The sequence below is a fragment of the Streptomyces sp. NPDC007896 genome (genome assembly GCF_042959425.1).
Taxonomy (GTDB): domain Bacteria; phylum Actinomycetota; class Actinomycetes; order Streptomycetales; family Streptomycetaceae; genus Streptomyces.
This window is the reverse complement of the sequence record NZ_JBIBKX010000012.1, coordinates 111,359-122,832: the sequence shown is the minus strand read 5'-3', so window position 1 is coordinate 122,832 and position 11,474 is coordinate 111,359. Positions and strand designations below refer to the sequence as shown.

The 11,474-nt window shown below is 72.6% G+C and carries 9 protein-coding genes; 4 read left to right on the top strand and 5 right to left on the bottom strand.

Annotation, left to right across the window (positions count from 1 at the left end; translation table 11 throughout):
• The first annotated feature begins 80 nt into the window (after window positions 1–80).
• Both ACFZDJ_RS33880 and ACFZDJ_RS33875 read left to right on the top strand, forming a co-directional pair.
• A complete protein-coding gene (locus ACFZDJ_RS33880) occupies window positions 81–1,754 on the top strand; it encodes a PucR family transcriptional regulator ligand-binding domain-containing protein (RefSeq protein WP_390934512.1) in 1,674 nt (557 codons plus the stop codon).
• Window positions 1,755–1,903: 149 nt separating this feature from the next.
• On the top strand, window positions 1,904–2,677 hold the full coding sequence (locus ACFZDJ_RS33875) for a hypothetical protein (protein WP_391064566.1): 774 nt from the start codon (window positions 1,904–1,906) through the stop codon (window positions 2,675–2,677).
• 118 nt (window positions 2,678–2,795) lie between these two features.
• Here ACFZDJ_RS33875 and ACFZDJ_RS33870 read toward each other — a convergent pair whose 3' ends face one another.
• Window positions 2,796–3,095, bottom strand: a complete 300-nt coding sequence (locus ACFZDJ_RS33870) for a hypothetical protein (protein WP_390934514.1) — start codon at window positions 3,093–3,095, stop codon at window positions 2,796–2,798.
• A gap of 139 nt (window positions 3,096–3,234) precedes the next feature.
• Entirely contained in the window at window positions 3,235–4,077 is an 843-nt protein-coding gene (locus ACFZDJ_RS33865; protein ID WP_391064564.1) for an FCD domain-containing protein, read from the bottom strand.
• A gap of 156 nt (window positions 4,078–4,233) precedes the next feature.
• On the opposite strand from ACFZDJ_RS33865, the gene ACFZDJ_RS33860 reads away from it, so the two are divergent.
• Together ACFZDJ_RS33860 and ACFZDJ_RS33855 are read left to right on the top strand one after the other, a co-directional pair.
• Complete coding sequence (locus ACFZDJ_RS33860) at window positions 4,234–5,112, top strand: (2Fe-2S)-binding protein (protein ID WP_391064561.1); 879 nt, start codon at window positions 4,234–4,236, stop codon at window positions 5,110–5,112.
• 317 nt (window positions 5,113–5,429) lie between these two features.
• The gene (locus ACFZDJ_RS33855; protein ID WP_384922699.1) at window positions 5,430–6,479 is read left to right on the top strand and encodes a DUF2637 domain-containing protein; all 1,050 of its coding nucleotides are present in this window, start codon (window positions 5,430–5,432) and stop codon (window positions 6,477–6,479) included.
• 64 nt (window positions 6,480–6,543) lie between these two features.
• Here ACFZDJ_RS33855 and ACFZDJ_RS33850 read toward each other — a convergent pair whose 3' ends face one another.
• The 3 genes from ACFZDJ_RS33850 to ACFZDJ_RS33840 all read right to left on the bottom strand — a co-directional run bounded on the left by ACFZDJ_RS33850 (window position 6,544) and on the right by ACFZDJ_RS33840 (window position 11,161).
• Window positions 6,544–6,996 (bottom strand): ATP-binding protein, encoded by a 453-nt coding sequence (locus ACFZDJ_RS33850; protein WP_384922696.1) that lies wholly within the window; start codon window positions 6,994–6,996, stop codon window positions 6,544–6,546.
• A 488-nt stretch (window positions 6,997–7,484) separates the two neighbouring features.
• Window positions 7,485–9,227, bottom strand: a complete 1,743-nt coding sequence (locus ACFZDJ_RS33845; RefSeq protein WP_384922693.1) for a pyruvate dehydrogenase — start codon at window positions 9,225–9,227, stop codon at window positions 7,485–7,487.
• Between the two features lie 83 nt (window positions 9,228–9,310).
• A complete protein-coding gene (locus tag ACFZDJ_RS33840) occupies window positions 9,311–11,161 on the bottom strand; it encodes a protein phosphatase 2C domain-containing protein (RefSeq protein ID WP_391064558.1) in 1,851 nt (616 codons plus the stop codon).
• Window positions 11,162–11,474 lie beyond the last annotated feature (313 nt).

Sequence of the window (11,474 nt, the reverse complement as noted above, 5' to 3'; positions counted from 1 at the left end):
GTACGGCTCGCGGACCCGCTCGCCCATTGCTCACCTTCAGATCCATCGTAGATTTCGAGACAAGAACGGCGGCGACGAGAATGCGGCTGCGCGCACTGCTGGACACCGACGCGCTGGGCCTGCGGCTGCTCGGCGGCGAGGACGAGCTGGACCGCACCGTACGCGGTGTGATGACCACGGACCTCAAGGACCCCAGCCGCTACCTCTCCGGCGGCGAGCTGGTCCTCACCGGCCTCGCCTGGCGGCACGGCGCCGCGGACTCCGAGCCCTTCGTACGGATCCTGGCGGCCGCCGGGGTCGCGGCCCTCGCCGCCGGTGAGGCGGAGCTCGGTGACGTCCCGGAGGACCTCATCCTGGCCTGCGTCCGGCACCGGCTGCCGCTGTTCGCCGTGCACGAGTCGGTGGCGTTCGCGACGATCACCGAGCATGTCGTACGACAGGTCTCGGGCGAGCGCGCCGGAGACCTCGCGGCAGTGGTGGACCGGCACCGGCGCATGATGACGTCAGGCCCGGCGGGCGGCGGCCCCGACGTGGTCCTGGACCTGCTCGGCACCGACCTCGACCTGCGGGCCTGGGTGCTCTCCCCCACCGGACGCCCCATCGCCGGTTCGAAGCTCGCCGGGGCCGCGCTGCCCGCCGACGTGTCCGCGAAGCTGGCCGCGGAGCACCTCGCGGCGGCGCGCACCGGGCGGCGCGGACCGCACCGGGTGCTCGTGGGCACGACGACGTACTCCCTCTTCCCGATCCGCTCCTCCGGGCGCTCCGCGGCCGCCTCCCGCGATGTGCGCGAGACGGTGCTCTCCGACTGGCTGCTCGCGGTCGAGGCGGACGCCGGGGACTGGCCCGCGGAGCGGCTCGACCTGCTCCAGGGCGTCACCCAGCTGATCGCGGTCGAGCGGGACCGGCGGGACGCGGCGCGCACGGTGCGGCGCCGGCTCGCGCAGGAGGTCCTCGAACTGGTGCAGACGGGGGCCGCCCCCGCGGAGATCGCGGCCCGGCTGCGCGTCGCCGCCCCGGTGCTGCTGCCCGGGCTCGGCGCCGCACCGCACTGGCAGGTGGTGGTGGCCCGCGTCGAGTGGGACGACGGCGAGATCGAGGGCGGGCCGGTCACCCAGTCGCTCCTGGAGGAGATCCTCGTCGACCCGCTGACCAGCGGCCCCGAGCACTCCGACCGGATCGCCGTCGCCCATGCGGGTGGGGAGGCGATCGCGCTCGTACCTCTTCCGGCGGTCTCCTCGGAGCACGACGGCTCCGAGACGGGCATCCTCGCGGACGCCCTCCTGGAGGCGGTACGCGACCCGCTGTCGGCCGGCCTGAACGACGACGGGCGGCTCACGCTCGGCGTCAGCGCCGCCGTGCACTCGGCCGAGGGGCTGCGCGGCGCCCTGGAGGAGGCCCGGCACGCGCGCCGGGTCGCCGCCGCCCGCCCCGGCCGGGTCTGCGCGGCCGGACACCAGGAGCTGGCCTCGCACGTCCTCCTGCTGCCCTTCGTGCCGGACGACGTACGCCGCGCCTTCACCGCGCGCCTGCTCGACCCCCTCCGGGACTACGACCGCCGCCACCGCGCCGAACTCATCCCGACCCTGGAGGCGTTCCTCGACTGCGACGGCTCCTGGACTCGCTGCGCCACGCGGCTCCACCTGCACGTCAACACACTGCGCTACCGGGTGGGCCGCATCGAGCAGTTGACGGGCCGGGACCTCTCCCGCCTCGAGGACAAGCTCGACTTCTTCCTGGCGTTGCGCATGAGCTGAGGTCACGGGTGCGTGCGGCGCGTGTCAGCAAGTGCCGCACCAGTCCCACGACTTTGTGAAATCCTTCACCTACCCCCTTGGCCGGGTACCGCGATCCGTGCTGAGATGCCACCACTCAACAGCTCAATGGCGTGCTCGGGGAGGGCAACGTGGCGCATACCGCCATGTCTGGTTCCGGAACGAACGCAGGGGACGATCCACTCCAGACCGCGGTATGGCGGCTGCGCTCACGCGCCTGCTGGGTCGACGCCGCCGCACTGCTCCAGCCCGGGACGGCGGGGCCCGCGCTGCAGAGAGCCTCGCTCCTCGTCGAGCGGTGCCTGTACACCGAGCAGGGCTGGGCCGAGGCGGAGGACGCGCTGCGGACGGCAGAGGCGGTGGCCCAGAGCGACGACGAGCGCGGGGCGGCTGCCTGTGAGCGCGGTCAGCTCGCGTACGCGGCCACGCTGCTCGGGGTGCGCGACCGGGCGGACGAGGCGCGGGCCGCGCTCGGACGGGCCGCCGCGCTGATCGCCCCGGGGGCGCCGGGGCGGGCGCTGCTCGACTTCCGGCGCGGGCTGCTCGCCGAGAACCTCGCGCAGTCGCCGCAGGCCGCGCGGGCCGCGTACCGGCGCGCCCATGCGGGCGCCGTCGCCCAGGCCGACCCGCTGCTGCTCTCCTTCACCTGGCGGCACCTTGCCGGACTCGCCCTGAGGGAGGGGGAGTTGGCCGAGGCGCGGCACGGGTTCGCCGAATCCCTGCGGATTCGGGAGGAGTTGGGGTACTTGGTGGGCACCGCCCCGGCATTGGCCTCGCTCGCGGATGCCGAGGTCGAGCCGGAGGCGTCCCGGCTGCGGGCGGAGGCGGGGCGGTTGTTCCGGTTGCTCGGGGGTGTGCCCACCTGGTTGGCCCGGCAGTTGACTCCGCCTGCGGCGACGGCTTGAGGCCGCGAGGAGGCTGCGGATTCGTCGTGGCTGGTCGCGCCCGCGCGGCGGAGCCGCACGTGTCACGGCCCCGCGCCGCTGAAGGGGCGCCGCAGTCCCCCGCGTTCGCCGGACCGGGTCAGTTGCTCTGGACGTGTGCCAGGAGGTTGCGGGCGAAGTTCCCCACCGCGGTGCGGAGTTCGGGGTCATGGGCGACGTAGACCACGACCCCGACGATGATGATCAGGACCAGGAGGCCGCGCAGGCCGCCGCCCCGGGCGCCGGTGTGCGGCACGGGACGGTGTGTGGGGGGCGCCCCGGTGTGGCGGGCGTGGGCCTGGGCCATGTCGTGTGCCGCGCGGTGGTGGCGTACGTGGTTCTGGTGGATCTGCTGGGCCTGCTGAGCTTGCTGCATCGCCTGCCAGGACGGGTCGGGCATCTTCTCTTCTCCCCCGGTGTGCTGCTGGTACCGGGGGGCACGCGTGCGGAGCCGTACGGGTTCCCGTCGGCGCGTCCTGTTGCCCGGCACGTACGGAGCCGTGACGTCCGTCGGGGGAAGGCGACGTACCGGACAGGCCCTAGTTGTCGGCGAAGTGCTCTCGTACGAGGGACTGGACGACCGGGAGGTCCTGGGCGGTCAGGGCGTCCAGGAGGGCTATGTGCTCGGCGGCGTCGGCCATGAGGTCCGCGCGCCCGCGCGGGACGGGGCCGCCGGCGAGGGGCCACTGGGCGCGGCGGTGCAGGTCGTCGGCGAACTGTACGAGCTGGTCGTTGCCGGCGAGGGCGAGGATCGCGTGGTGGAAGGCGCGGTCGCACTCGGCGTAGGTGGCACGGCTCCCCGCGGACGCGGCACGCGCCGCCGCCTCGGCGAGCGGGCGCAGTTCGGCCCAGCGCGCGGCGGGCACCGTGCGGGCGAGGCGCAGCACCACCGGCACTTCGAGGAGGGCGCGGATCTCGGCGAGCTCGGCCAGCTCGCGCGTCCCGCGCCGGACGACGCGGAAGCCCCGGTTCGGTACGACCTCGACGGCGCCTTCGAGGGCGAGCTGCTGCATCGCCTCGCGTACGGGCGTGGCCGAGACCCCGAAGCGTTCGCCGAGCACGGGCGCCGAGTACACCTGGCCGGGGGCGAGCTCGCCCGCGACGAGGGCGGTGCGCAGGGCGTCGAGGATCTGCCCGCGGACCGAGGCCCGCTGGACCACGGGGCGCGCGCTCTCCACGCGGGGGTGCGGGATGGGCGGCTCGCTGTGGGTGTGCTCGCCACGGGCCCCGGAGGCGGACCGGGACTCGTCCGAGGCGACGCCCCGCTCCCGCTCGACGTCCGCCGCCCGTGCCTGCGCGGGCACCCGGACGGACGCCGTACGGATGTCCGGGGCCGCTGACCCGGTGGAACCGCGCGCGCCCAGCGAACCGGCCTGCTCCACGGGGTCCTCCTCCGGGCTTGGTGGTACTTGGGGGTCATTGCGGCGGTTGTTACCCGTCCGTCAAGCACCATAGGCGCACATGGCCCCAGTTCAAACATCCGATATCGAGGGTAAGGTAAGCCTAACCTGTCAACGATCGTGAAGCGGGGTACCCGTATGTCCGCTCCCGCCCTGGCCACAGGCGCCCCGGGCCTCGCCGACACCCACCCCGCCCGCTCGGCCGTCACGGACGCGTACACCCGGCTGACCGAGGTCTTTCCGCAGCTGAGCGTGCGGGAACTGGGGCAGGGGGAAACGGCCCCGGAGGGCGACGGCTGGGTCGGCGCCGCCGGGCTCGCGGCAGGCGGGGCCGACCTCGACACCTTCCTCGCCTGGGACGAGGCGCAGGTCATCAGGGACTACGGACAGCGGGCGCGCCCGGACGTGGTGGCGAGCTTCGGGCTGCACCGGTACGCCTGGCCGGCCTGTCTGCTGATCACCGTCCCGTGGTTCCTGCTGCGCCGGGTGCCCCGGCTTCCTGTGGAGCGCGTCACATTCCAGCGCACGCTCGGCCGGATGGCGGTCCGGGTCGAGGAATTCGCCTGCCTGCCGGGCGACCCGGCGGCCCTGCTGCCCGGCGCCCGGGTCGTCCCGGACGAGGAGGCGCTGCGGGCCGAGGTACGGGCGGCGGCGGCCGAACACCTGGAGCCGGTCCTCGGCGGCTTCGGCCGGCGCATGCGGCGCCGCGGCCGGGCCCTGTGGGGCATGGCGACCGACGAGGTCGTCGAGGGTCTCTGGTACGTCGCCGAGCTGCTCGGCGAGGAGCGGCGCGCGCTGCGCGAGCTGGAGCTGCTGCTGCCGGGGGCCACCCGGCCCTACGTCGGATCCGCCGCGTTCCGTGAGCTGAGCGGCCCGAACGGGGAGTCCCTGCCCACCCGCGACCGGGCGAGCTGCTGCTTCTTCTACACCCTGCGTCCCGAGGACACCTGCGTCAACTGCCCGCGCACCTGCGACACGGACCGCATCGCCAAGTTGACGGCCACCGCGACGGATTGAGCGCCCACCCCACCGCACGGACGGCCCCCCGGGTGCCCTAAGATCAACTCCGATTGAGACTCCCGACGGGTGCCCGACAGATGACAGGCACTTCACAACTTCCTCACTTGTCGCAGGAACTTTCCGTAGAACCATCCGTACGGGTAATCTTATTCGCACTCAGCTCCCGTCCCTCGCGCGGCAGTTCGAGCAGAATGTCGCCCTGCGCATCCCCTTGCACTCCCTTGGCGGCCTCTTGCCCCGAAACCCCCTGAGGGTCGACGGGCGTGGGCCAATATGGCGGGCGTTACGCCCTATCCCAATGCAAGGGACCCCAGATGAGATTGACCGACATATCGCTGAACTGGCTGCTTCCGGGCGCCGTTTTGCTCCTGGGACTGCTGGCGGCGGTGGCGGTGCTCGCGCGCAGCAAGCGGTCCGGGGAGAACGCGAGCAGCAGCAACGACGACTCGTGGGAGCGCAGCGAGGAGCGTCGCAGGCGTAAGGAAGCCGTCTACGGCACGGCCTCCTATGTGCTGCTCTTCTGCTGTGCCGCGGTCGCCGCGGCACTCTCCTTCCACGGCCTCGTCGGCTTCGGCCAGCAGAACCTCGGACTCACCGACGGCTGGGAGTACCTCGTCCCGTTCGGTCTGGACGGCGCGGCCATGTTCTGCTCCGTCCTCGCCGTGCGCGAGGCCAGCCACGGTGACGCGGCGCTCGGCTCCCGGATACTCGTGTGGACCTTCGCCGGTGCCGCCGCCTGGTTCAACTGGGTGCACGCTCCCCGGGGTGTGGACCACTCGGGCGCTCCCCAGTTCTTCGCGGGCATGTCCCTGTCGGCCGCCGTGCTGTTCGACCGGGCGCTGAAGCAGACCCGCCGCGCCGCGCTGCGTGAGCAGGGCCTCGTCCCGCGTCCGCTGCCGCAGATCCGTATCGTCCGCTGGCTGCGCGCGCCCCGTGAGACGTACAGCGCCTGGTCGCTGATGCTCCTGGAGAACGTCCGCACGCTGGACGAGGCGGTGGAGGAGGTCCGCGAGGACAAGCGCCAGAAGGAGCAGAACCGCCTGCGCCGACGGAACGAGGAGCGGGTCGAGCGTGCGCACCTCAAGGCGCTCAGCCGCGGTCACCGGGGCCTGCCCGGCCGTGGTGGCGGTGGTGGTGGCCGGCAGCAGCTGGAGACGACCGTGGAGCGTGCTCCCGCGCAGGCCACCGCGGAGCCTGCCATAGCGCCGGAGCTGCCCGTACGCTCACGGCCCTCCCTTCAGCCCGTCCGCAAGAGTGGTGACCCGATCACGGTCGATCTCACCGCGGAGGACGACACCATGGCCCTGCCGCGACTCGACTCCCTGGAGCGCAAGCTCAAGGACCTGGAGCAGCAGTTCGGCTGAGACACCGGGGTGGTCCGGCCGTTGAACGGCCGGACCCCGGACAGGAACTACGGCGGCGCGGTGACTACACCGCGCCGCCGTCCAGTTCGAACCAGACCGACTTGCCCACGCCGTGCGGGCGTACACCCCAGGCGTCCGCGAGGGACTGGACGAGGACGAGGCCTCTGCCGTGCGTACCGTCGTCGGCGATCGGTACCCGCGGCCTGGGCCTGCGTCCCACGAAGTCCCGTACCTCCACGCGAAGTCCGCGGGGTCCGACGGTGGCCGTCAGGACCGCGTCGTGGTCGGTGTGGATGAGGGCGTTGGTGACGAGTTCGCTGGTCAGCAACTCGGCTATCTCGGACTTCTCCGGCTTCCCCCAGTGCCGTAAGAGTTCCCTCAGTGCTTTGCGGGCCTCTGGCACCGCTCGTAGATCGGCCCTGGCCAGCCGCCGCCTGAGCTGCGCGGCTGCCGGGTCCCTCGCGCCGTCGGTCGCTTCTTCCTCCACTGCCTGCGCCGAGGAGGCCCCGATGGCCACGGGACCGCCCCCTCGTACCTGCCTCTTCATGACCCCCGCCTGCATGCCGATGTCGGGTTCCCCTCCTGATCGAACATGTTCACGGGAATCCATGCCCCATCGGCGACGCGGCAGTCATGTCGAATGGTCAACGACCAGCCATTCCCGAGCGGAAGCACGGCGTCGCGCCGGAACGATGGCCTGTGGGACACCACAGCCCGTACGCCAGGACTCTGCGGGGCCGGCTCGTGCCACGGCGACACGTCCCGTGAAAAGCCCCGCTCGCCCTGCCCGACGCCTGCTCGAGGCGCACAGTACGGCCGACGCATCCCCCTGGCCGGGTCCGCGAGGTGGAGGTGAGCCGGTGCGCCCCCGCGCACGGCGACGGCGCACCCGGCGGGCCCGCGCCACCCGGCGCCTCCCCTTCCCGGGCGACGTGTTGACCGCGAGCGCTCGGTCCGTCTACCGACTCTCGGCTGCCGCTCTGGCCGTACTCGACGGGGAGCCGGTCAGGGACGCGGCACGTTGCGCAGGTTGGAGCGGGCCATCTGCACCATTCGGCCGACGCCACCGTCCAGGACCATCTTCGACGCCGACAGGGCGAACCCGGTCACCATCTCCGCGCTGATCTTCGGCGGGATGGACAGGGCGTTGGGGTCGGTGACGATGTCGACGAGAGCCGGGCCCTTGTGCTTGAAGGCGGCCTTCAAGGCGCCGGGGAGGTCCTTGGGCTTCTCGACGCGCACGCCGTACGCCCCGCACGCACGCGCGACGGCCCCGAAGTCGGGGTTCTTGTTCGTGGTCCCGTACGACGGCAGCCCGGCGACCAGCATCTCCAACTCGACCATGCTCAAGGCGGAGTTGTTGAAGAGGACGACCTTCACCGGCAGGTCGTACTGGACGAGGGTGAGGAAGTCACCCATCAGCATGGAGAACCCGCCGTCTCCGGACATCGAGACGACCTGCCGGCCCCGGTCGGTGAACTGGGCCCCGATCGCCATCGGCAGCGCGTTCGCCATCGAGCCGTGCGAGAACGAACCGATGACCCGGCGGCGGCCGTTGGGCGAGATGTAGCGGGCCGCCCACACATTGCACATCCCGGTGTCGACCGTGAACACCGCGTCCTCGTCGGCGAGTTCGTCGAGGACGGAGGCCACGTACTCGGGGTGGATCGGAACGTGCTTCTCGACCTTGCGCGTGTACGCCTTGACGACACCCTCGAGCGCGTCCGCGTGCTTCTTCAGCATCTTGTCGAGGAAGCGGCGGTTCCCCTTGGGCTTCACCCGGGGCGTCAGACAGCGCAGGGTCTCCTTCACATCGCCCCACACCGCCAGGTCCAGCTTGGAGCGGCGGCCCAGGCGCTCGGGCCGGACGTCGACCTGGGCGATCTTGACGTCGTCCGGGAGGAAGGCGTTGTACGGGAAGTCGGTGCCGAGCAGGATCAACAGGTCGCACTCGTGGGTGGCCTCGTAGGCGGCGCCGTAGCCGAGCAGACCGCTCATACCGACGTCGTACGGGTTGTCGTACTGGATCCACTCCTTGCCCCGCAGCGCGTGTCCGACCGGGGACTTGACCTTCTCCGCGAACTCCATGACCTCGGCGTGCGCGCCCGCCGTGCCGCTGCCGCAGAAGAGTGTGACCTTGTCCGCCTCGTCGATCATCGCGACGAGCTTGTCGATCTCGGTGTCGCCGGGGCGGACGGTGGGCCGGGAGGTGACGAGGGCGGTCTCGAGGGCCTTGTCCGGGGCGGGCTCGGAGGCGATGTCGCCGGGGAGGGAGACGACGCTGACGCCCGACTGGCCCACCGCATGCTGGATGGCGGTCTGCAGCAGCCTCGGCATCTGCTTCGGGTTGGAGATCATCTCGTTGTAGTGACTGCACTCACGGAAGAGCTGGTCCGGGTGGGTCTCCTGGAAGTAGCCGAGGCCGATCTCGCTGGAGGGGATGTGCGAGGCGAGGGCGAGGACCGGGGCCATGGAGCGGTGGGCGTCGTACAGACCGTTGATGAGGTGGAGGTTGCCGGGACCGCAGGAGCCGGCGCAGGCGGCGAGTTTGCCGGTGATCTGGGCCTCGGCGCCCGCGGCGAAGGCAGCCGTCTCCTCGTGCCGGACGTGGATCCAGTCGATCGCCGCGTTGCGCCGGATCGCGTCCACCACCGGGTTGAGACTGTCGCCGACCACGCCGTACAGGCGCTTGACGCCCGCACGGACGAGGATGTCGACGAACTGCTCGGCGACGTTCTGTTTGGCCATGCTGCACGCACCTCTTTGTGATCCATGGATCCCGCGGGTCCCTTGGTTCATCCTTTGGGTCCATGAATTCACACGGTGCGCGGTTACGCCTCCCAAACGGCCGCGACGGTCCGGTCGTCGGCGTATCCCTTCACCCGTACCTGGGTGTCGGCGAGAAACGCGGCGAGGCCGGGCGGCTCGCCCCCCGACCACCGCGCCGTCAGGTGCTCGCAGAACTGCGGTTCGCCACGCAGGGGCTCCGCGAGGCCGCCCGTGCACAGCAGCAGCGTGTCACCCGGTCGGGCGACGGAGGCGCGGAAGCGGAAGGGTTCGCGGGGCAGTTCGGTGGGGGTACCTCCCTGCTCGAGCGCAGCCGAGAGCTTGGGGGACGGTTCGTACGGGCTCGGGAGCGTGGTGATGCCCAGGTCCATGGTGAGCCGGTCGCCCTCGGGGGTCTCGTGCGGCAGCGAACCGAAGCCGACCACGGCCTCGCCGGTGGTCTCGGCGACCCGCGGCTCGATGTCCTGCCACTCGCCGTCCCGCAGCCGGAACAGACCGCCGGCGCCGACTCCGAAGAAGACGCGTGTACGGCACTCGGGGTCCCCGGTGAGCAGCAGGCAGCGCAGGTCGGCGGTGTACTCCTCGGGTTCGATGCCCTGTTCGGCGGCGCTCGCGCGCAGCTTGCCGAGGCTGCGGTCGGTGAGCCGGTGCAGGCCCGACTTCAGGTCGCCGCGACGGGCCGCCCTTATGTCCTCGGCCAGCCGCGCGTGGCTGCGGCCCACGGCGCGCCCGATCCACCGGCACACCTCGGCCGCCGCCCGGTGCGCGCCGGGGGTCGCCCGGGCGCCCGTCGCCATCGCCACCAGCACCAGCGCGTGCTCGCCCGCTCCGAAGCGGGCGGTGAGCAGGGAGTCCCGGCGGGGCTCGCCCCTGAAGCGCGCGGAGTCGCCGCGCACGGAGGCCGCGCGCAGGGTGCTCGCCCCGTAGCGCGCCCCGTCCAGGACGGTGTCGGCGACCAGCTCGTCGAGGTCGTCCGGGTCGGCGGACGGGAGGGCGGTGGGCTCGGCGTCGTAGGTGGGCGGGCCCGAGCCGACGTGGTCGACCGGGGGTGGCTGGTGGGGGACGGTGAGGACCGGCGCGGGGGGCGGCGGGGCGGGAGGGGCATCCACGGGGGCGGCTGCGCCGGGCGGGGCGGGATCCGGCGGCGCGGTGGGGCGCGGTGGCACCGCCGCGCCGGGCGATTCCTTGGACGTACGGCCGCGGAGCGACTCGGCGTGGAACCCGGGCGGCGTCGGTCCCGGCGGGAAGGCCGCGGGGGTCTGCGGTTCGGCGGGCGGGGGTTCCCAGGGGGTCGAGGGCTCTTCGCCACCCCCCGAGGAGCCAGGATCCACACCACTCCGAGAGAAGCCTGTGGCCTCGCCGCTCCACCAAGGGCCGGGCTCCGCGTCGGCCGACGCGGGGCCGGGATCCTCCCCGCTCCCCGAGGCACCCGGGTACCCGCCGCCCCACGAAAGGCCCGGGTCCCCGCCACCGCGAGAGGGCTCGGAGTCCTCCCTGCCTCCCGAGACGCCGAAGTCCCCGCCACTGCGCGAGGAGCCGGCGTCCGCGCTTGTCGACGGGGGCAGGTTCTCGGCGGGCCGGGCCGGGTCGAGGAAGCGGTCGGGTGGATCGGACCGGGGCTCGCGGTCCCAGCGGGGGGCGAGGCGGCGGCCCGGTTCCTCGCCGCGCGGGGTGGCGCCGCCGCCCCGTTGCTCAGGGACGACGGGAAACCCGTCCCGCTCGGGCGGCGCGGCCCGAGGCGCGGACCCCGATCCCACCGTCCCCGCGGCCGACGCGAAGCGGTCGTCGAGGGAATCGGCCGCGGGCGTGGGCCCGGTGTCCCCGGTGGAGTCGTCGTACAGCTGTCCCCACCAGTCGTCCTCGTGACCGGTAGGCCTCTCCCCCTGCTGGCTCATGCCCCTAATTGTCCACCGCGAGAGCCGCATGAAAACGGGGCATCCGGCAAAACCGGCCATAGGACTGGTAGTCGAACGACGCGTCGGGTGACGTATCGAATGGCCGTACGGGTGCGGAGGGTTGAAGAAACGTCGGACGTCGCGTCGAAGCCGCCGGACGATTCCACCCCCCACGGGAGAACCGCCCGGCGGCGCCCTGAGTGTGACCTGCTTCCCTGAGGTTCCCCTGTGACGCGCGCTGTCGCGCTCCCCAAGGTGCCACTCCCAAGATCACTCCGCCCGCGTCCACGCAGGCCGGTCCGGCCCAAGCCGG

Excerpts from the sequence above, each read along its gene's own strand:
- ACFZDJ_RS33855 (WP_384922699.1), top strand. The coding sequence starts at position 5,430 with ATGAGATTGACCGACATATCGCTGAACTGGCTGCTTCCGGGCGCCGTT.
- ACFZDJ_RS33870 (WP_390934514.1), bottom strand. The coding sequence starts at position 3,095 with ATGCCCGACCCGTCCTGGCAGGCGATGCAGCAAGCTCAGCAGGCCCAG.
- ACFZDJ_RS33860 (WP_391064561.1), top strand. The coding sequence starts at position 4,234 with ATGTCCGCTCCCGCCCTGGCCACAGGCGCCCCGGGCCTCGCCGACACC.
- ACFZDJ_RS33845 (WP_384922693.1), bottom strand. The coding sequence starts at position 9,227 with ATGGCCAAACAGAACGTCGCCGAGCAGTTCGTCGACATCCTCGTCCGT.
- ACFZDJ_RS33880 (WP_390934512.1), top strand. The coding sequence starts at position 81 with ATGCGGCTGCGCGCACTGCTGGACACCGACGCGCTGGGCCTGCGGCTG.
- ACFZDJ_RS33840 (WP_391064558.1), bottom strand. The coding sequence starts at position 11,161 with ATGAGCCAGCAGGGGGAGAGGCCTACCGGTCACGAGGACGACTGGTGG.